Here is a 20401-nt window from a genome sequence, read left to right on the forward strand (position 1 = left end):
TACGCCACGGCCGGATTACCGCGCGCCGTAGCGCGCCGTACCGGCGTGATGTGGACCACAGATATGGACGGATGAGGCTGCACGTCGCGAATGTACGACACACGCGTGCATTGCGCGCGTCCGTCGAGCGAAGTGGACGTGATTTTTCTGCCGCCAGGTGCATGTGCGCTGCGGCAGTTGCCACAGCCAATGGATTCACGCGCCTGCACGCAGGTGCGCGTTAGGGTCGGTACGTCTGCGCTCGCCAACGCGGGCTGCGGGACCACCCGGTCCCCTGCAAGGCGCTCTCACTGGAGGAATCACCCATGACAACGCAGAAAGAACGCGTCGGCGGCACCGATGCGGTACCGATCTTCAAGATGCACGAAACCACGCGCGATGGCGAACTGGTCAAGTACGTGGTCGGCGACACCGGCGTGGCCTTCGACAGCCTGGAAGGCGCGCAGGCTGCTGCCAAGGATCTGGGCACGCTCAACGGCTGAGTAGGGCGGTTGATTGCAACGGTTGATGGCAACGGGCGACCTGGTCGCCCCGGTAATCGCCGGAGTCGAAGCGGCCGGAGCGGAGAAGCGGCGCGGCTTAGTGCGGCGCGGTTTCCATGCTCCGGCCGTTGTTGTATGGGGTTGAGTTTCCGGGTCTGTTTGCGGCGGAGTGCTCGATCGCAGTGGCGCTTTGGATCAGCTAACAACCCGTGGCGAGCAGTCGTCAGTTGGGTATGGACGGCGCGCTCAGAACCGGAGTGGACGAGTGGTCCATGCCGCACCGAGCACCGGCCGCGCCTGCCTGATGGCGGCGCAGTCGTTTTGTTAGCCGCCCTCAGTTAGCAATGCTGCCGGCAGCTTGCACCGATGCCTGGCGTGTGGGCCCGATGCAGGACTACTTCGTTAACAACACGTCGCGCTCAGCGCGTATGGGCGTGCTGTCGGCATATGGCGCATGCCGCGCGCTGATCAGCGGTGTACTGGGAGTCGAGGGCCAGCCGCATCTTGCGGAGTGCATGCCCAGGCCGCGGCTGACGTGCGCCGCGCACTAGCAGTGATCGCCACGCATCCTCAGGGAAGCGGTTGCTCGGTCAGCCGCCCGGTGTGCGGGGTGTGGATCAGTGGCGCCAGGTCGAACCCTTGTTCGCGCGCATGTGCCAGGTAAGTCTGGGCGATGTTTTCGTCCAGCTGCGGCAGGCGCGCCAGCAGCCACAGATAGTTGCGATCAGGACTGCCCACCAATGCGGCGGTGTATTCCGCATCGACCCGCATCACCCAGTAATCGCCCTTGGTGAAGGGAATCCAGCGCAGGCCTTCGGGCAGGAAAGTCACTTCGAGCCGGGCGTTTGTCGCGTCGATGGCGCGCGCCTGACCGACCGCTTCCTCCAACGCGCCGGCCGCGGTCAGGCAGCGGTTCTGCACGCGCACAGTGCCGTCGTCTTGCAGCGAATAGTGCGCCGACACATCGGTACAGTCCGCATCCTCGAAGCGGATCGGCAATCTGGCGATCTCGTACCAGGTGCCGAGATAGCGGTTCAGATCCAGCGACGCAACGGTGATCAGTTCGGGAAATCGGCTCATGACGGCCTCTGCGCAAGGGGATGGCAGACGTTGTACGTGCATGGCCATGAAGTGGATGTTGGGACGCGCCGCGACCGGCTGTCAGATGCGCGCCATCGCTCACGCAGCCACTGACGGCGACTGTCTGTCGTCGACGTCGTGCAGAAGCTGTTGGTTGCTTCTGCCCGGTAGCGCGCGATCGGCCGTTGTCGGCGCAGCCAGCCAAGCGCATCTCACACCACTAGTGCGCGATCACCATGTGGGCGCGGCCGGCGCTCTGGTGCGGCACGGGCCACTCGTCCACTTTTGTTTCTGGAGTGCACCGTCTACACCCGCTTTACGACTGCTCGCTACCTTTTGTGCGCCGCGCTACGCCGCGCTACGCCGCGCTGGCGGCAGTCAGTGCGCGATCCAGCTTGCGATAGCCGATCGCTTCGGTCAGGTGGCGTGTGGCAATGGTGGCGCTGTCGTCCAGATCGGCGATGGTGCGCGCCACGCGCAGGATGCGATGCATCGAGCGTGCGGACAGCTGCAGATGCTCGATCGCACGTTCCAGCAGCAGTTGGTCGTCGTTGTGCAGCCGGCAATGGCGATCGGTGTCCGGCTGATCGAGTTGCGCATTGGGCAGCGCGCTGCGTGCGAGCTGGCGCTGCCGCGCGGCAACCACACGCGCACGCACGCTGGCGCTGTCTTCGCCCAGGTTGCCGCTGCGCAATGCCTGTGGCGGCAACCGCGGCACATCGACATGCAGGTCGATGCGGTCCAGCAGCGGCCCGGAGATGCGGCTGCGATAGCGGCGGATGCTGTCGCTGCTGCAGCGGCACCGCCCGCTGCCATCGCCGGCCCACCCGCAGGGACATGGATTCATGGCTGCCACGAGCTGAAACCGTGCCGGGAAATCCACGCTGCGGGCTGCCCGCGAGATGGTGACCAGACCCGATTCCAACGGCTCGCGTAGCACTTCCAGCGTCTGTCGTTGCCACTCTGGAAGTTCATCCAAAAAAAGCACACCGTTATGGGCCAGCGAGATCTCTCCGGGGCGCGGATGCGTGCCACCGCCGACCAGTGCGACGGCGCTGGCGGTGTGATGCGGAGCGCGGTAGGGGCGCTGCCGCCAGCGGGCAAGGTCCAGTCCGCGGCCGCTGATGGAGGTAATTGCGGCAGTCTCCAGGGCTTCGGCTTCGCTGGCTTCCGGCAGCAGGCCAGGCAGGCGCGAGGCGAGCAGGGTCTTGCCGCATCCGGGGCTGCCGACCAGCAGCAGGTGATGGCCACCGGCTGCGGCGATCTCCAGTGCGCGGCGTGCGTGCGGCTGGCCACGCACGTCGGCCATGTCGGGCAGGGCACGTGCGCCCACCGCTGCCACCGCCAGTTCGGCAGCAGGCGCCTGCTGGGTGCCATTGAGGGCGGCGCAGACTTCCAGCAACGTGCGTGCGGTGAAAGCCTGGACGTGCCCGGCAATGGCGGCCTCGGCGCCATTGGCCAGCGGCACGATGAGCCGTCGCCCGGCCTGCGCGGCAGCCAGGGCGGCCGGCAGTACGCCATCGACGCCACGCAACTCGCCGGTCAGCGCGAGCTCGCCGATGAATTCGTAATCGGCCAGCGCCTGCCGGTCGATTTGCCCGCTGGCAGCCAGGATGCCGAGCGCGATCGGCAGATCGAAGCGGCCGCCGTCCTTGGGCAAATCCGCCGGCGCCAGATTGATGGTGATGCGCCGGGCCGGGAATTCGAACTGTGCGCACAGCAAGGCGGCACGCACGCGTTCGCGCGATTCGCGCACCGCCGCCTCGGGCAGGCCCACGATCTGGGTGGAAGGAAGGCCGCCGGAGAGATGCACTTCCACCCGAACCTCAGGCGCATGCACCCCCACGCGGGCACGGCTGTGCACCAGCGCCAGACTCATGGTGGAGGGCTCGTCAGGGGGTGTCGGAGGAACCGGGTGCCGCACTGGGCGATGCGCCCGGTGCGCGCGCTTCCAGTGCGGCGACGGCCTGCTCCAGCGCGTCGAGTTTTTCGCGCGTGCGCAGCAGTACCGCGCGTTGCACATCGAATTCTTCGCGGGTGACCAGGTCGAGCTTGCCCAGGCCGGCCTGCAGTGCGCCCTTGAAGGTGCTCTGCAGTTCTTCGCGCGATTGGCGCAGGCCCGGCGGCACCAGGTCGCTGAGGCGGCGGGCGAGGTCGTCGAGCTGATTGAAATCGATCATGGTGTTCTCCGCAGGTCCGTAGGAAGCCTAGTGCAGGCCGGGACACACGGGACATCGGCAAGGCAGTCGGCAGGCGGTAAGGATAGTCCCATTCGGTTGTGGGCCGCGGTGACGGCGGCTAAGAGCAGCGAACAAAACGACTGTGCTCACCGCCAGGCGGGCGCGGCCGGTGCTCGGTGCGGCATGTACCACGCGTACGCTCCGGCTCCTCCGCGCCGTCCTCATTCACCTGACGACTGCTCGCTACGTTTTGTTAGCCGCTCTAAGCATGGGTGAGTGTTGCAGCCGTCCACGGTATGCTGCGCGCCCGTCATGCCCTGGGATCTGCATCAATGAAAATGATCATGGCCATCGTCAAACCGTTCAAGCTCGACGATGTGCGCGAAGCACTCGCCGGCTGCGGCGTGGCGGGCATCACGGTGACCGAGGTCAAGGGCTTCGGGCGGCAGAAGGGCCACACCGAGCTGTATCGCGGCGCCGAGTACGTGGTCGATTTCCTGCCCAAGGTGAAGATCGAAGTGGCGGTGACCGACGACCAGGCCGAGCGCGTGGTCGAAGCCATCGTGGCCGCCGCCGGCACCGGCAAGATCGGCGACGGCAAAGTCTTTGTGTACGACCTTGGCACCGTGGTGCGCATCCGCACCGGCGAGCTGGATAGCGACGCGCTGTAAGGTCTGTCGCGTGCGGCGCTGCGGCGTCTTTGCAGTGTGCTGAAAGATGCTCACGGCATTGACGCGCGTACCAGGGGTTTTTCAACGCTGACAGCGCATGCGCCGATCGATTGATGCGCTGGGCAAGGCCGTGTTGCAGGCACAACGGAATGGCTGCAATGTGCCTGTCACTGGCGTAGCGTCGGCGTCCGCCGCATGCTGAAAGTGCTGGCGCTGTCGACGCGCGCATCAGCACTTCTACGACGCCAACACCACACACGCCGATCGATTGATGCACGCGGCGATGACGCGTTAGGGGCAACCGGAACGGTGGGGATAAGTGCCCTGCGCCTGCCATGGTGGGCTGCACGCGAGCCCGACCGCGCGACCGCTACATCCGATGTGTCACGACTCAGGTCGGTTCCGGCGCCAGCGTGGCGTCTTGGCGGCTCTCGTCATGGCCCCCGCGCGCTGGTGGAGCGTCGAGTACGCCCATGCTTCATCTGGCGATACAGCTCGTCTCGCCGCCGCTTCAGGTGGACTCGCTGCTACCGCAACCCGTGGTCCTGACGAAGCCAATCGCCCCGCTTTTCATACCATTTCAATACCGCAACTCATGGCCGGCGCGCCTAGTTCCTTTCGGTCCAGACAGCGCGTTCGCTGATAGCAATCGCAGCCAAAACCAGACTCAACCCTCCAAGACCAAGCCACGCTTGTCGCCAAGCAACGACTTGCCTACTCTAGGCCGTAATACCATTCCAATACCGGAGTTCGGACATGAAGCGACGCAACAGGAAGTCGGGCTTGCGCCTGCTCTCGGTCTTGGTGGCAGTGGGACTGACCGCGCCTGCGCTGGCCGCGCCGGTCACCCAGCCGGCGCTGTTTCCGACCCCGGTATCGATCGTGCTGGATGGGCAGACGATCAGCTTGGGCCGGTCGGTGGTGCTGGTCGTCGCGCCGGGCGCGGACCCGGCCTCGGTCGCGTTGGTGCGTCGCCTGCTCGGGTCGGCCGGCGTCAGCAAGATCGCCACCGCATCGCGCCTGCCGACCACGCTCGATCGCCCGCATATCGTCATTGGCACCGGCGAGGCGGCGGTGGTGCGCGATGCACTGACGCGCAGCAAAGCCACGCAGGACACCCATACCGAAGGCTATACGTTGACCAGCGTTGCGCTGGGCGGCGGCAGCCTGATCACGCTGGCCGGCCACGACAGCGATGGCCTGTTCCATGCCGTGCAGACGTTGCGTCAGTTGCTCGAGCGGCCGGCCATCCCGGCGCTGGTCATCCAGGATTACCCGGCCATGCCGATCCGCGGCACGATCGAAGGTTTTTACGGTGCGCCGTGGTCGATGGCCGACCGCAGCAAGCACATCGATTTTCTGGCGCGTACCAAGGCCAACACCTACATCTACAGCCCCAAGGACGACCCGTACGCGCGCGACCGTTGGCGCGATCCTTACCCCAAAGCGACCTTGAAGGCGCTGGGCACGTTGGCGGCCACCGCCAAGCGCAACCATGTCGATTTCGTCTATGCGATTTCGCCCGGGCCAAGCGTGTGTTTTTCCGATCCGGCCGATGCCAAGGCGTTGCTGCGCAAGTTCGATGCGTTCCGCGCGCTGGGCGTGCGCAGTTTCTATGTGGCGTTGGACGATATCGAATACACCAAGTGGAACTGCGAGCGCGACAAGACCACTTTCGGGGCGTCTGGTGCGCAGGCGGCGGGCATCGCGCAGTCGCACCTGCTCAATCTGGTGCAGGCCGATCTGGTCGCCCGCCACGATGCTGCGTCGGAGCTGATCATGGTGCCGACCGAGTATTTCGACGCCAAGGAAAGCCCGTACAAGGAGGCGCTGCGCAAGCATCTGGATCCGAAGATCGTGGTGCAGTGGACCGGCACCGACGTGGTGCCGCCGGCCATTTCCATCCCCGATGCGCGTGCGGCGACCAAGGCATTCGGGCGCAAGACACTGCTGTGGGACAACTACCCGGTCAACGATTTCGAAACTTCCGCCGGGCGCTTGCTGATGGCGCCGTATGCGCGCCGCGAGGCCGGGCTGTCGGCTGAACTGTCCGGCATCGTCTCCAACCCGATGAACCAGGAAGTGCCCAGCCGCGTCGCGGTGATGGGGCTGACTGCGTTCGCGTGGAACGACAAAGGCTACGACGCGCAGCGCACCTGGCATGCGGCGGCGCGCGATCTGGCCGGTGGCGATGCGCGCGTGACGGCGGCATTGCTGACCTTCTTCGATACCCAGCATCTGGCACCCACCTTTGGCAGCCAGCCGTGGCAGGAGCAGGCGCCGCGTTTGAAGGCTGTGCTCGACCAGGTGCGCGAGGCGATCGCACTGGGCGATGCCACGGCGCGCAGTCAGGCCATTGCAACGCTGGCGCGCACCGCCGACGACATCGCCGCTGCGCCGCAGATCATTCGCGACGGCGTGGCCGACAAGGGCTTTGCCGAGCAATCGCGCCCCTGGCTCGACGCGATGGAAAGCTGGGGCCGCGCGCTGCAGCAGACCGCCGCCGGCCTGGATGCCGCCAATCGCGGCGATACCGCAGCGCCGGCGTTGTTTGCCGATGCTGCGGCAGTGGCCGCCAAGGCCGCGGCCGTCCCCTCGATTCCCGGCGCCACGCGCTTCGGCGGGCCGGTCAAGATTGCCGATGGGGTGCTCGACCGCTTCGTGGCAGACGCATCGACGCTGATCGCCTACAAGGTGCCAGCCGGATCGGCAGCGGTAGAGCACTGACGGCGCTGCTGGCGATTAAGAGCAGCCAGCAACACGACTGTGCTCACCGCCAGGCGGACGTGGCCGCTGCGCGGTGCGGCATATGCAACTCGGATACTCCGGTTGCTCCGCGCCATCCGCACCCAGCTGACGACTGCACGCCAGGTTTCGTGAGCCGCTCTTAGGTGTTTACGCATCGCGTTTGAGGCGGCGATACAGCCGCTTCCAGCCGCCGCGCAGGCCACGCACCCAGCCCGGCTCGGCGCTGCGTGCGGCCTCGTCGGCGGTGGGTGGGATCCCGGCCAGGCGCTGGCGCATCTTCTGGAAATTGGCCACGTCGCTGCGTTGCAGCTGCCGCGCCACCGTGCCGCGCCGCAGCCAGCGCGGGAACCGCCACGCCGAGGTGAAATCGATCAACACCGGCACCCCGGCACTGACCACCACGTTGGTGCCGTGCAGATCGTTGTGGGTGATGCCGAATGCATGCAGGCGACGCAGCGCCTGCTGCAATTGCTGGAAGACCTCCTGGCCCACCACCGCACTGGCGCTGAGCGTGTCGCCGGGGATGAACTCCATGCCCAGCGCCAGGCCGCCCAACGTACCAAGCAGGGCCGGGGCATGCCGCCAGCCGTGCAGGCGGCGCAGCATGCGTGCTTCATGGTGGACCATCAGCCGGGCGATGGGTGCCAGCAGCGTGCGGCGATAACGGCCGTAGTCCTTGACCACGGCCAGTTGCCCGTCCAGGTGGGTGCGGTAGACGTTGGGCTCGAACAGCCGTGTGCCCTGTTTGAGCAACACGGGAGTGACGAGCTGCAGGCTGGACACATCCAGCGGTTGGTAATGCATGACAGTTCTCCGGACCCTGGCGGCGCGGAAGTGTCACGCGTGACGCAGGTCCAAGGGGATCACAAGGGATCGGGGTCACGCAATTTTAGAACTTGCGAGTATTGAAATTACATTTGTTTAACAAATGAAATGTTCCGGACATGGAACGCCCTTGCAATTCAGTCGGTTGAAGCCCTCAGGTACCTCCAAAATCACTGGGCTGCCGCGCGCTGCGGAAGCGCCACTCCGCAGCTGCCGACACACGCGACACGACCGCCGCGTCGGTATCTGCGCGGGACCGGGATGGAAACGGGTGATCGGTTGGCGGGGTTGTCGGCCTCGGTTTGGAACACGTCAAAGCCGCACTCCGGCGGACCGTCTGTCGACGCACGTCTCAGCGCTTCTTGACAGTCAATGAGACTCCAGACACTGTGCGCGCTGCGGTCAGGGGGCTGCATCACGCGCGCGTCGCGCACATCCACGCCGATGTGCCACGGCCGGTGCCTTGGGCAGTGCAGTGATGCGGGGACGCTCCCGGAAAGATGACGGCAACTGCGCCACTTCCAGACGCTGTCGGGTCCGCCTGCGTGCGCACGGATGCGGGAACGAGGGAGGATCACTTCATGGGGAATGCGATGAAAAAGACTGCAACACTGCTGTTGGCCTGCACGGCGTTTGGCGTCACGGCACAGACCTCGGCGCAATCGTTGTCGCGCGGCTGGGATAGCTACCGGAAACAGCAAACGCAACCGCAGGCAGGCACGCAGGGCAACTCTGCACCGGCCGCGCCGCTGTCGCGGCCCTCGCACGCCGGCAACGGCGGCGCTCCGACGGCCGTCGGTGGAAGCGGAAGCGCAAATGTGGCCGAAGAGACTGGCGGATTTGCCACCGTCACGACGCAGACGCCTGCGGTGGATGCGCCGCCTGCACCGGCCTATGTGCTGCCAATGCCGCGCGAAGAGGATCAACGTCTGAAGAGCGGCGTTTTTCTGGGCGTGCAGGGTGGTCAGGGCAAAGTGTACGAAGGCATCGAACAAGACATGCTCGGCTTCAACGCAGGCTATCGTTGGAGGGCGGGTCCGGCGACGCTGGTCGGCATTGAGGCGGCAGTTGGGAAGCTGGCCCGTATCAGTGATCACGACGGCGCCTACGTCCCTAGCGTTGAGTTCGGAAGTCTGGGCGCCATGGCACGTTTCAACTTTGGCGACAGTCCACTGTTCGCCGTGGTGCGCCTAGGCTACTGGTCGGCCAACTCCAATGGCGAATCCAATGAACGGGTTTCCGGCGGGTATGCCGGTGCCGGATTAGGCGTAGATATTGGCCGGCATGCGAGTTTGAGCGTGCTCTATACGAACTATCTCTATGCCAACGACTACTACGATTCCGACGAAGACATCACCATCAATCGCGCGGATGTGTTCAACGTCGGCGCCGAAGTCCGCTTCTGAGTGAAGTGGATGCTCGCAAAAGGGCGGACGGCAACGTCCGCTCTTTTGCGTTCCGGCGACGCATCCTGACAGCGATATCTGGACACGCGTAGCACGCGTGCCTCAGCTGGCCAGCTTGCGTTGCAGAGGCGTCCATGCAGCTTGCTGTAGTGTCGTGCGCAACGCGGTGATCAGCCGGTGGTGAGAGCAGATGAACGCAGTGGCGCAGTTGTTGACAGACGAACAGGACCCGGTGGCCGCCGGCAAGATCCTGCCCAAGGTGACCGAGCTGCTGACCGCAGACGAGCAGGTCGCCTATCTCGGGATCCAGAAAAAGATGGTGATGAATCTGTCGCCCGATGCGGTGGTGCTGACCAACCGTCGATTCATCGTGGTGCGGCCAACCCTGTTCGGCATGACGTTCCAGGATTTCCCGTGGCGCGATGTCCAGGATGTGCACCTGAGCGAGCAAATGCTGGGCGCCACCATCACCTGCCGCACCGTGCAAGGCCGTATCGCGGCGATCGACAGCCTGCCCAAGCGGCAGGCGCGACGCATCTACGCCTACGCGCAGCAGGTGGAAGAGCTGGCCTACGAAAAACGTCAGCAGCTGGAAATCGAAAAACTGCGCGTGGCGGCCGGTGGCGTGGTGGTGCATGCGCCGCCAGCGCACCTGCAAGCGTCCCCGGCAGCGCAACCGCCGGCGATGGACGACCCGGTGCAGGTGCTGGGCAAGTTGAAGCAATTGCTGGATGCCGGGCTGGTCACCCAGCAGGAATTTGATGCCAAGAAGGCCGAGGTATTGGCGCGGCTATGAGCTGCTTGCTCTGCGCGCACGCTTGATCGGATACGCGAGGCCGCCTCTGTAAGCCTACAAGCGGCTGATAAGTAGCCGGCGTGATGTGGAGACGGACGGCATACTCGGAATCGGCCTGGACGCACGGCAGAGACCGATTGCGCGCGAAGAACGCGCCGGCCTGTCGGTGAGCGCAGCAGTCTTGTCATCGCGCTTCGTCGCGCCGCTGCGCTGGCGCAATGCAGTGCGCTCAACCGTCGTTGCAACGGTTGCCTGATCGCAACGATCTTCCCACCAGCGCAGCCAGGTGTGGCAGCGCAGTCATCGAAGCGATGGCTGCGAATCGTGTAATCAACCACCACCGCAAGCGCAATGCCGCGCTCGCGGTGGTCGGGCTGCCTTACTCGCCCAGCGCCTTGGCCACGAACGGCGGTGACACCAGCACGCCGGTATGCAGATGGGCGGTGTAATACAGCGTGTCGAAGCCCTTGGCCTGCGCATCGGCCTGGCGGAAGGCGAAGTCGGCCTTGGGCTGCTTGCTGGCCATGGTCACGCTCCACCAGCCGGTGGGGTAGCAAGGCTGCGGGAACGGCAGGGTCTTGAACGACTGGAAGCCGGCCTTGCCCATTTCGGTGCGCATTTCGTTGATCAGGTCCAGCAGCGCCAGCGGCGATTCGGACTGCTGCACCAGAATGCCGTCGTCCTTCAGCGCCTTGAAGCAGCTGTCGTAGAACGCCTTGTTGAACAGGCCTTCGGCCGGGCCCACCGGGTCGGTGGAATCGACGATCACGATGTCCACGCTGCCGGCCGGGCAATTGGCCATGTAGGCCACGCCGTCGTCGAACAACAGCTCGGCGCGTGCGTCGTGGTTGGAGTCGCACAACTCGGGGAAATACTTCTCCGACATGCGCGTGACCTGCTCATCGATATCGCACTGGGTGGCGCTTTCCACGCCGGGGTGCTTGAGCACCTCGCGCAGCGTGCCGCAGTCGCCGCCGCCGATGATCACCACGCGCTTGGGCGCGGCGTGGGTGAACAACGCCGGGTGGCTGATCATCTCGTGATAGAAAAAATTGTCGCGGGTGGTGAGCATCACCGCGCCGTCGATGAGCATCAGCTTGCCCCAATCGGTGGTCTGGTAGATCTCGATCTTCTGGAACGGGGACTGCACCTCGTCCAGCTTGCCGCTGATGCGAAAACCAATCGCCGAGCCGGTCGGCTGGAAGTGTTCGATGTACCAGTTGTCGTTGGCGCTCATGCAAAGTCCTAAAAGAAGGGGCTGTCCCTGCTCCCACCGGGAGAAGGTGGCGCAAAGCGCCGGATGAGGGGAGGGCGCAGCCGCGTGCAGCCAAACTGCGCGGCGGCCGACCCCGCAGACCACCCCGCTCCAGCAGGAGAGGGGCGTGAAGTCGGCGCGGATTGTAACGGACCGTCTGCATGTCAGGCGTTACAATTCACGCCCTTTTGCCCCTGCCGAGACAACGAAATGAGCGATTGGTCCCTCGACCAAGCCCGCAAGACCTACTCGATCCCGCACTGGGCCGATGGGTATTTCGATGTGAACGCCGCCGGACACATCGTGGTCACGCCTACCGTCGACGGCCCATCGGTGTCGCTGCCCGAAGTGGTGGATGCCGCGCGCGCGGCTGGCGCCAAGCTGCCGCTGCTGGTGCGCTTCCCCGACATCCTGGGCCAGCGCCTGGGCAAGCTGCAGGCGGCCTTTGCGCAGGCGCAAGCGGAGTGGGACTACGCCGGCGGCTACACGGCTGTGTACCCGATCAAGGTCAACCAGCACCGCGGCGTGGCCGGTACCCTGGCCAGCCATCACGGCGACGGCTTCGGGCTGGAAGCGGGCAGCAAGCCGGAGCTGATGGCAGTGCTGGCGCTGTCGCGTCCGGGCGGGCTGATCGTCTGCAACGGCTACAAGGACCGCGAATACATCCGCCTGGCGCTGATCGGGCGCAAGCTCGGCCTGCAGACCTTCATCGTCATCGAAAAGCCCTCCGAGCTGAAGCTGGTGCTGGAAGAGGCGCGCGCGCTGGACGTCAAGCCAGGCCTCGGCGTGCGCATGCGGCTGGCGTCGCTGGGCGCGGGCAAGTGGCAGAACAGCGGTGGCGACAAGGCCAAGTTCGGGTTGTCGCCGCGTCAGGTGCTGGACCTGTGGAAGACGCTGCGCGACACCGAATACGCCGACAGCCTGAAGCTGCTGCACTTCCATATGGGCTCGCAGATTTCCAACGTGCGCGACATCGCCAACGGCATGCGCGAGGCCACGCGGTATTTCGTGGAACTGTCGCGGCTGGGCGCCAAGATCAGCCATGTGGATGTCGGCGGCGGTTTGGGCATCGACTACGAAGGCACGCGTTCGCGCAGCTATTGTTCGATCAATTACGGCCTGCATTCGTACGCTAGCAATATCGTGCAGCCGCTGGCCAGCGCTTGCGAAGAACACGGCCTGACCCCGCCGCGCATCGTCACCGAATGCGGCCGCGCGATGACCGCGCACCATGCGGTGCTGATCGCCAACGTGTCCGAAGTGGAGCAGGCCCAGGAAGGCCGCGTGCCGGATGCGCACGACGACGAGCCGGCAGCGATTCGCCACCTGCGCGAGATCCATGACGAACTCGATGTGCGCCCGGCGGTGGAACTGTTCCAGGAAGCCCAGCACTTCCACGCCGAAGGCTTGAGCGCTTACGCACTGGGCCAGATCGACCTGACCCACCGCGCACGTATCGACGACCTGTTCTATGCCATCGCGCATGGCGTGCGGGCGCGGCTGAGTTTCGATGAGAAGAGCCACCGCCCGGTGCTGGATGAGCTCAACGAGCGGCTGGTGGACAAGTACTTCGTCAACTTCAGCGTGTTCGAATCGATCCCGGACGTGTGGGCGATCGATCAGGTGTTTCCGATCGTGCCGATCGAACGCTTGAACGAAGCGCCGCAGCGGCGCGGCATTATCGCCGACATGACCTGCGACTCCGACGGCATGGTCAAGACCTATGTCGAGAACGAAAGTCTGGACAGCTCGATGCCGTTGCATGCGTTGAATCCGGGCGAAAGCTACCGCATCGGGTTTTTTCTGGTCGGTGCCTACCAGGAAATCCTGGGTGATATCCATAACCTATTCGGTGATACCGATGCGGTGGAAGTGGCTGTGGACGGCGATGGCTATCGCATCGTGCAGCAGCGTCGCGGCGATACCACCGATGTGATGCTGGATTACGTGGGGTATCAGCTGGAGACGCTGCGCGCGACCTATGCCGAACGCATCGCTGCAGCACAACTGCCGCCCGCGCGCGCACAGGAACTGCACGACGCGCTGGAGGCCGGCCTGACCGGCTATACCTATCTGTCCGACGAACCCTTGGGCTGATGCATAGCGCGCGCTGCGGGCCTGTACCGCAGCGCGCCGATCCTGTTTTCAAACAATCCGCGTCGTGCGCTGCAGGCGTGGAAGCCCGCGCAGAGCACGTGGCGGCGGCACTACCCAACAGCGCACTACTGCGACCGGCATCCGCCGCGTCGCACTCGATCCTGACCGCATAGCTGGCCGCCAGGCAGCCGTCCTGGCTGTCTTGATGGCAGCTAGGCGTAAGCCCATACCAGGCAAGCTCAGCCGCACCATGGGCTGCGATCTGCGCAGCGCCACATCAGCAAAACGCAGCGACGCTGCATGCCGATGACAAGCAGACGACGCTTGCGTGATCGTGCGACCACCTGCAGCGTTGCTGCAGAAAGCACCGTGTTTCATGCAGTGATTTGCACAATACGCAGGCGCATCAACGCTGGCATGTGCACTGGTCTTATGCGTTGCGATCCTTAGAGGTGGCGCGAACGCCGCATCCCCTCCTTCGTTGCGCTCAAATGATCTGCACGGCATGCGCCGCCGTTGCAGCTAGCGCGTGTTGCCAAATACCCGCTGTTTTACGCAGTGATTTGCACGAAATGCAGACGTATCAACGCTGGTGCGCGCACTGGTCTTATGCGCGGTGCTCGCTGCGAGTAACGCGATAAGCGCAGCGTCTGTTTGCTGCCGGGCGCAGAGCGTTTGCGCATTGGGTGCTGTATTCGCGGTGTTTTCTTCCAATGCGGATCGTTGTCGCATCGCATTTGCCTGCCGCTATGCATGCAGAACACTAGTTGAAATCACACTTCGGTTAAAAATTTTTGCACATCACATGCAATTCGTGATTTTTGCACGGTTCTGCCCGCGAACGAATTGTTAGTGTTCGTTTAACTTGTCGGGATACAAGTTGCTCTAATCAGATATCTGCACGTCGAAGTTTCGATTGTGCCTGTCGCCTCGTTGTGCGTGCCCATTGTGCGTTTCCACCGTGTATTGCCGGCATCTGCCGACAGTCGATGGTGCTTTCTATCTTGCGTTTTATTACTTAGGTGCTGATCCGGCGTCACTGTGACCGCAACGCGGCCAGGGTCCGCCGGGCGACCGCGCGCCACACAAAAGGATGCTTGCAATGCACGCCGATGCCGCCCCGCTGTTTCCCTTGACCAGAGCGCAACGCGGCCTGTGGGTGGCCAGCAAGTTGCATACCGACAACACCTTGATGCTGTCGGAAGCGCTGGAAATGTTTGGTCCGCTGGACCCTGCGCTATTGATCCGCGCCACCCTGCAGCTGGCGCGCGAGTTCGACACGCTGCGGCTGTGCATCGTGGAGCACGATGGCGTGCCGCAGCAGGTGATCCTGCCCGAGTACACCGCGCCGGTTCCTTTCTTCAACGTCAGCGAAGATCCCGCGCCGCGCAATGCCGCCGAGCACTGGGTGGACGAACAAATCCGTCAACCGGAAGACCTGGAGCATGGGCCGTTGTGGCATTGCGCGGTGTTCCGGCTCGGCGAAGATCACCATATGTGGGTGCAGTGCGTCAGCCATCTGGTGATGGACGGCTATTGCGCATCGATCATGATGCAGCGCATGTCGGTGCTATATAACGCGTACGCCGCAGAGCTGGAGCCGGAACCTGCGCAGTACGGCAGCGCGTTGTCGCTGGTGGAGATGGAGCAGCAGTACCGCGCCTCCGACCGCTTCCAGCGCGATCGCGAGTACTGGATGCAGCAGCTGGCCGATCTGCCGCCGCCGGCAACCTTGGCGCGCCCCGGCAATCATCTGTCTACCGGGCTGTTGCGCGGCACCGGGCAGTTTTCGCCGCAGCAGGTGGTGCGTCTGCGCGCGATGGGTAAGCACTACGGCGCCAGCTTGCCGCAGATGCTGATCTCGCTGATCGCCGCCTATTACTACCGCTGCACCGGTGCCGAAGATCTGGTGCTGGCGATGCCGGTGACCGGCCGCATCAATGCGCGCTACCGGCAGACCGCCGGGCTGGTGGCCAATGTGATTTCGCTGCGTCTGAAGATGGACCCGCAGCAGCCGATCCATGCGTTGTTTGCGCAGGTCGCGTCGGTGGTCAGGCATGCCTTGCGGCATCAGCAATATCGCTTCGAGGATGTACGTCGCGACATTGGCATGTTCGGCATCGACCAGAAGTTCGCACGCCTTGCCGTCAATATCGAAGCCTTCGATTACGCCCTGCGATTTGGCGAGGCGTATGCGATACCGCATAACCTGTGCAACGGCCCGGCCGACGATCTGACCATCTTCTGCTATGAGCGTGGCGACGGCGCGGCCCTGCGCTTCGATCTGGACGCCAATCCGGCGTTGTACGACAGCGATGAGCTGGCCGAACACTGCCGCCGTCTGACCCATCTGGCCGATGCCGTGCTGGCAAACCCGGAATGCGCGTTGGGCGAGGTGGACGTGCTGGGCGATGAAGAGCGCCACCGTTTGCTGCACACCTGGAATCACACCGCCGCGCCGTTGCCGGAAGCTGCCACGTTGTTGCACGGCATGTTGCAGCGTGCCGAGATGATGCCTGCGGCCGTTGTCGTGCAATACGACAACCGCACGCTGGATTACGCCACGCTGTGCGAGCTCGCCTCGCGGATCGCTGCGCAGTGGGTGGCCGATGGAGTGCGCCCCGGCGATGTGGTTGCGGTCGCATTGCCGCGCAGCGAGCATCTGCTGGTGGCCTTGCTGGCCATCATGTGGAGCGGTGCGGCCTATCTGCCGCTGGATCCGGAAAGCCCGGCGGCGCGCAATCGGCAGATGCTCAACGATTCCGGCGCCATTGCGCTGGTCTGCGAGCCGGCATTGTGCGAGCGCTATCTGCTCGGCGGCATGGTGTGGCTGGACCCGCGCCCGGCGCATTTGCCAGCGGCGATCGCCCCGATGGCGACCCCGGATGGGACGGCGTATGTGCTGTACACCTCCGGCTCCACCGGCACGCCCAAGGGCGTGGAGATCAGCCATCGCAACCTGTTCAATTTCCTGCATGCGATGGAACACGAGCTGGCGTTGCGTCCGCGCGACCGCGTGCTGGCGGTCACCACCATCACCTTCGATATCTCAGGGCTGGAGCTGTATCTGCCGTTGCTGGTGGGTGCCCGCGTGGTCATCGCACCGGCCGGCATCAGTCACGACCCGCGCGGTCTATCGCGCCTGATTGCCCACGAGCAGATCAGTCTGGTGCAGGCCACGCCGTCGCTGTGGCGCATCCTGCTGGCCAATCAGGATCTGTCGCTGGATCGCATCCATGCGCTGGTCGGTGGTGAGGCCTTGGTGCCCGAGTTGGCGACGCAATTGCTGAGCCGGGTCGGGCGCCTGACCCAGTTGTACGGACCAACCGAAACCACTATCTGGTCGACCATCATGCCGCTGCAGTTGGCCGATGCCACCGCACCGCCGATCGGCAGGCCGCTGCTCAATACGCGCGTTTACGTGCTGGATGCGCAGCGGCAACCCTTGCCGACCGGTGCGGTCGGTGAGCTCTATATCGGCGGCGCGGGCGTGGCCAAGGGCTATCGCGGCAAGCGCCAACTCACCAGCGAGCGCTTCCTGCGCGACCCGTTTGCCAACGACGGCAGCAGCATGTACCGCACCGGCGACCGCGTGCGTCAGCGCCGTGACGGCTTGCTGGAATTCATCGGCCGCGCAGATGCGCAACTGAAGATCCGCGGTCACCGCGTGGAGCCGGCGGAAATCGAAAATGCGCTGCTGCTGCATGCGCAGGTGGCTCAGGTGGCGGTGGTTGCGCACAGCGATGGCGACAACGCCGTACAGCTGCTCGCCTACGTCGTGGGCAAGCATGGCAACACGCCGTCGAGCGAATTGCTGCGCTCCCATCTGCAGCAGCGTTTGCCGGCGGCGATGATTCCGAGCCTGTGGATGCCATTGCCGGCGTTGCCGCTGACAGCCAATGGCAAGCTGGATCGCCGCGCATTGCCTGCACCGGGCGCGTTGCCCAAGCTTGCGCATGTGGCGCCGCGCGACGCACTCGAGCAGCAGCTTGCAGCCCTGTTGCAGGAAGTGCTGGGCATCGAGGTGGTGGGGGTGGACGATAATTTCTTCGAGCTCGGTGGCGACTCGCTGCGTGCGGCAGAAATGGCGGCACGTTTCCCGCAACTGTTCGGCGTTGACCTGCCCTTGGGCGCGCTGTTCCATGCGCCGACGATTGCCGGTCTGTCCGAAGTGATCAAGCGCAGCGCGCAGACAACGAACGACCCGCTGAGCGTGCTGTTGCCGCTGCGTGCCGGCAGCGCGGGTGCCACGCCGTTGTTCTGCATCCATCCGGTCATCGGCCTGGGCTGGTCGTATCTCACCTTGCTTGGCCAGCTCGATCCGCAGTGGCCGGTGTACGTGTTGCAGTCGCCGAGATTGAGCGACCCGCAGCATCGCTCGGAAAGCATCGAAGCGATCGCCCGCGACTACCTGGCGCGTCTGCGCAGCGTGCAGCCGCATGGCCCGTACCGCTTGATGGGCTGGTCGTTGGGCGGCTTGATCGCGCACGCCATCGCCGCCGAGCTGCACGACCTTGGCGAACAGGTCGAACTGCTGGCGATGCTCGACAGCTATCCGCATCTGGAGCAGGCCGCTGCCTTGCCCGAAGCGGAAAACGTGCGCGCATCGGTGCATGCGCTGGGGCTGACACTGGCGCACGACCAACCGATGCCGACCACGGTGGCGCAGCTGGCCAGTCTGTTGTGCGATCACTACGGACTGAACGATGTGCCGGCGGTGCGTCAATTGCTGGAGCAACGCCCCACCCTGCTGGACGACCTGGGCGCGGTGACCCAGCATCACCTGCATCTGGCGCGACGCCACCGTCCCCGCGTATTGAATCAGGATGTGCTGTTTGTCGAAGCAGCCGTGCGGATGAGCTCCGGTGGGGACGATGCGCAGTGGGTGGATTACCGGCCGCAGGCATGGCGCCCCTTTGTGCGCACGCTGCACCTGCACGCCCTGGACAGCGACCACCACTCGATGCTGTCGGCCGCGCACTCGGCAACGCTGTGTGCACTGCTGCACGATGCCAGCGCACAGGTGTCGCATCGTAATACCCGCATCGCCAGTGCCAACGACGGGGTGACCGAATATGCCTGAGTCTCTTACATCCGCTGCAGCCAACCGCCCGATTGTGATCGCCACCCTGGGCACGCACGGCGATGTGCGCCCGATCATCGCGCTGGGACGCGGTTTGCAGCAGCGCGGTTATACGGTGCGGGTACTGACAAGTAGCAACTTCGAAGCGCTGATTCGCGCCAACGGTCTGGAGTTTTTCCCGCTCAGCGGCGACCACCAGAAATTGCTGCAAGGCAACCCAGATGTCGCAGAAATGCGCGGCGGCTGGCGTGGCATCTGGGGCACCTTGCGCGCGCAGCTGCTGAACTGGGCGCCCGATTGGGCAGCGCAGGGCAGTGCGGCGTGCGCCGATGCCGGCTTGATCCTCGGCGTCGGCAGCGCAAGTTTTCTGGCCCATAGCCTGGGTCAGGCCTTTGGGCTGCCGGTGTGCTTCGCGCAACTGCAACCGCTCACCGCCTCGCGCCATCTGCCGTTGATGATGATGCCCAATGTGCGTCTGCCCGGGCGGGTGAATGTAGCCCTGCACCACGCGGTGCGGTTTGCCGGCTGGCAATTCATGCGCCCTGCGCTCAACGACATCGTGCGTCCGGCGCTGGGGCTGCCGGCGTATCCGTGGCGCGGTCCGGACCGCACCGCGATACGTGTGATCTACGGCTACAGCGCGCAGCTGTGCCCACGTCCGCCGGACTGGCCGCAACGCGCGCAGATCTGCGGATTCTGGCAACTGCCGCAGCCGCAGTGGCAACCGCCGGCCGCGTTGCAGGCGTTTCTGCAGGCCGGGCCGCCGCCGCTGTATATCGGCTTCGGTAGCATGCCCAGCAGCGATGCGATGCAGCTCACCGCCACGGTCAAGGCTGCCGTGCGCCTGACCGGTCAACGCGCATTGCTGGCCAGTGGCTGGGGCGGGCTGGCGGCGACCGACACCGCGGCTGCGGATGACGCCGAGCGCTTCTTCCATCTGGAACAGGCGCCGCACGATTGGTTGTTTCCTCGCGTGACGGCGGCCGTGCATCACGGCGGCGCCGGCACCACCGGCGCGGCGCTGACGGCGGGGATTCCGTCGGTGGTGTTGCCGTTCGGCTACGACCAACCGTTCTGGGCGTATTGCATGGCCGGACGTGGCGTGGCGCCGCCAGCGCTGGCGCGTGTCGGCTTGCAGCCGGAGACGCTGGCCGAAGCCCTGCGCCAGGCCAGCACGCCGATCATGCGCGCGGCGGCACGCGCGCTGGGCCAGCGCATTCGCGACGAAGACGGCGTGCGCAACGCGGTCGATCAACTGGAAGCCTGGGGGCTGTTGAACGCGGCAGCGCCGGTGACACGGATTGCGCAGGCGGCGATGGCCTGAGGCCGAGAGTGCTCCATCGGCGTCAAGCCGTGCATCGTGCTCGCCGACAGGGGAGCACGATGCGCCAGCAGGATAAGCGCGGCGAACAAACCAATTGGGTTCGCCGTCAGGCGGGCACGGCGAGTCCTCGTTGCGGCATGTGCCACTCGTACACGCTGGTTTTGAGCGCACCGTGCACATCGCCTGACGATTGCGCGCTATGTGTCGTTAGCCGCTCCACATCGCCGGCGTGATGCAACTGGGTGGTAGGCCGTGCGTTGAACGCAAGGTTGCCATCGGCCGGCGTCAGCCGTAGCGGCCAACTACATCGCTGCCGCATGGCGATGCGCCTCTCGCCAAGCCGCGCAAGTGCAGCAACACGCCGTGACGTCAGGGCAACGTTGCCAACCGTACCGATCGCGCGCTACCACACGGTTGTGTCTGTGTACGTTCGCCAAGCCGCGCAAGTGCAGCA

At 64.9% G+C, this 20401-nt stretch carries 13 protein-coding genes and 5 other RNA genes; 12 read left to right on the top strand and 6 right to left on the bottom strand.

Annotated features, from left to right (window positions below; all coding sequences use genetic code 11):
* Positions 1-305: 305 nt before the first annotated feature.
* Positions 306-482, top strand: coding sequence for a hypothetical protein (locus tag RQH86_RS20220; protein WP_005989247.1), 177 nt, complete (start codon positions 306-308; stop codon positions 480-482).
* A gap of 197 nt (positions 483-679) precedes the next feature.
* Here the strand turns inward: RQH86_RS20220 and RQH86_RS20225 are convergent.
* Together RQH86_RS20225 and RQH86_RS20230 are read right to left on the bottom strand one after the other, a co-directional pair.
* Positions 680-756: non-coding RNA, sX9 sRNA (locus tag RQH86_RS20225), on the bottom strand.
* Between the two features lie 296 nt (positions 757-1052).
* Positions 1053-1562 carry a lipocalin family protein gene (locus tag RQH86_RS20230; RefSeq protein WP_311239118.1) on the bottom strand — a complete coding sequence of 170 codons (510 nt, stop codon included), beginning with the start codon at positions 1560-1562 and terminating at the stop codon, positions 1053-1055.
* 266 nt (positions 1563-1828) lie between these two features.
* Between RQH86_RS20230 and RQH86_RS20235 the strand changes: the two genes are divergently transcribed.
* A non-coding RNA gene (locus RQH86_RS20235) (sX9 sRNA) lies at positions 1829-1907 on the top strand.
* Between the two features lie 13 nt (positions 1908-1920).
* Here the strand turns inward: RQH86_RS20235 and RQH86_RS20240 are convergent.
* Both RQH86_RS20240 and RQH86_RS20245 read right to left on the bottom strand, forming a co-directional pair.
* The gene (locus RQH86_RS20240; RefSeq protein ID WP_055847342.1) at positions 1921-3441 is read right to left on the bottom strand and encodes a YifB family Mg chelatase-like AAA ATPase; all 1521 of its coding nucleotides are present in this window, start codon (positions 3439-3441) and stop codon (positions 1921-1923) included.
* A 13-nt stretch (positions 3442-3454) separates the two neighbouring features.
* Positions 3455-3742 (bottom strand): accessory factor UbiK family protein, encoded by a 288-nt coding sequence (locus RQH86_RS20245; protein WP_055847344.1) that lies wholly within the window; start codon positions 3740-3742, stop codon positions 3455-3457.
* A gap of 183 nt (positions 3743-3925) precedes the next feature.
* Between RQH86_RS20245 and RQH86_RS20250 the strand changes: the two genes are divergently transcribed.
* From RQH86_RS20250 to RQH86_RS20265, 4 genes are all read left to right on the top strand, one after another.
* Positions 3926-4001: non-coding RNA, sX9 sRNA (locus RQH86_RS20250), on the top strand.
* Between the two features lie 37 nt (positions 4002-4038).
* Complete coding sequence (locus RQH86_RS20255; protein ID WP_202863455.1) at positions 4039-4413, top strand: P-II family nitrogen regulator; 375 nt, start codon at positions 4039-4041, stop codon at positions 4411-4413.
* A gap of 756 nt (positions 4414-5169) precedes the next feature.
* The gene (locus tag RQH86_RS20260; RefSeq protein WP_311239119.1) at positions 5170-7140 is read left to right on the top strand and encodes a beta-N-acetylglucosaminidase domain-containing protein; all 1971 of its coding nucleotides are present in this window, start codon (positions 5170-5172) and stop codon (positions 7138-7140) included.
* An 80-nt stretch (positions 7141-7220) separates the two neighbouring features.
* Positions 7221-7296, top strand: a non-coding RNA gene (locus RQH86_RS20265) — sX9 sRNA.
* Positions 7297-7308: 12 nt separating this feature from the next.
* Here the strand turns inward: RQH86_RS20265 and RQH86_RS20270 are convergent.
* On the bottom strand, positions 7309-7965 hold the full coding sequence (locus RQH86_RS20270; RefSeq protein ID WP_311239120.1) for an RIO1 family regulatory kinase/ATPase: 657 nt from the start codon (positions 7963-7965) through the stop codon (positions 7309-7311).
* Between the two features lie 614 nt (positions 7966-8579).
* On the opposite strand from RQH86_RS20270, the gene RQH86_RS20275 reads away from it, so the two are divergent.
* Together RQH86_RS20275 and RQH86_RS20280 are read left to right on the top strand one after the other, a co-directional pair.
* Positions 8580-9392, top strand: a complete 813-nt coding sequence (locus RQH86_RS20275; RefSeq protein WP_311239121.1) for a hypothetical protein — start codon at positions 8580-8582, stop codon at positions 9390-9392.
* A gap of 190 nt (positions 9393-9582) precedes the next feature.
* Positions 9583-10188 carry a PH domain-containing protein gene (locus RQH86_RS20280; protein ID WP_311239122.1) on the top strand — a complete coding sequence of 202 codons (606 nt, stop codon included), beginning with the start codon at positions 9583-9585 and terminating at the stop codon, positions 10186-10188.
* A 379-nt stretch (positions 10189-10567) separates the two neighbouring features.
* Here the strand turns inward: RQH86_RS20280 and speE are convergent, their stop codons facing one another.
* Complete coding sequence (gene speE, locus RQH86_RS20285) at positions 10568-11425, bottom strand: polyamine aminopropyltransferase (protein ID WP_115559232.1); 858 nt, start codon at positions 11423-11425, stop codon at positions 10568-10570.
* Positions 11426-11653: 228 nt separating this feature from the next.
* Here speE and speA point away from each other — a divergent pair, with 228 nt between their 5' ends.
* From speA to RQH86_RS20305, 4 genes are all read left to right on the top strand, one after another.
* Positions 11654-13540 carry an arginine decarboxylase gene (gene speA, locus RQH86_RS20290; protein WP_311239123.1) on the top strand — a complete coding sequence of 629 codons (1887 nt, stop codon included), beginning with the start codon at positions 11654-11656 and terminating at the stop codon, positions 13538-13540.
* 1102 nt (positions 13541-14642) lie between these two features.
* A complete protein-coding gene (locus RQH86_RS20295; RefSeq protein WP_311239124.1) occupies positions 14643-18623 on the top strand; it encodes an amino acid adenylation domain-containing protein in 3981 nt (1326 codons plus the stop codon).
* Entirely contained in the window at positions 18616-19947 is a 1332-nt protein-coding gene (locus RQH86_RS20300; protein ID WP_311239125.1) for a glycosyltransferase, read from the top strand. The genes RQH86_RS20295 and RQH86_RS20300 overlap by 8 nt, the downstream gene beginning before the upstream one ends.
* 137 nt (positions 19948-20084) lie before the next feature.
* A non-coding RNA gene (locus tag RQH86_RS20305) (sX9 sRNA) lies at positions 20085-20160 on the top strand.
* Positions 20161-20401: the final 241 nt, after the last annotated feature.

The organism is Xanthomonas sp. WCS2018Noco2-27, assembly GCF_031843525.1.
In the GTDB taxonomy this organism is placed as follows: Bacteria; Pseudomonadota; Gammaproteobacteria; order Xanthomonadales; family Xanthomonadaceae; genus Xanthomonas.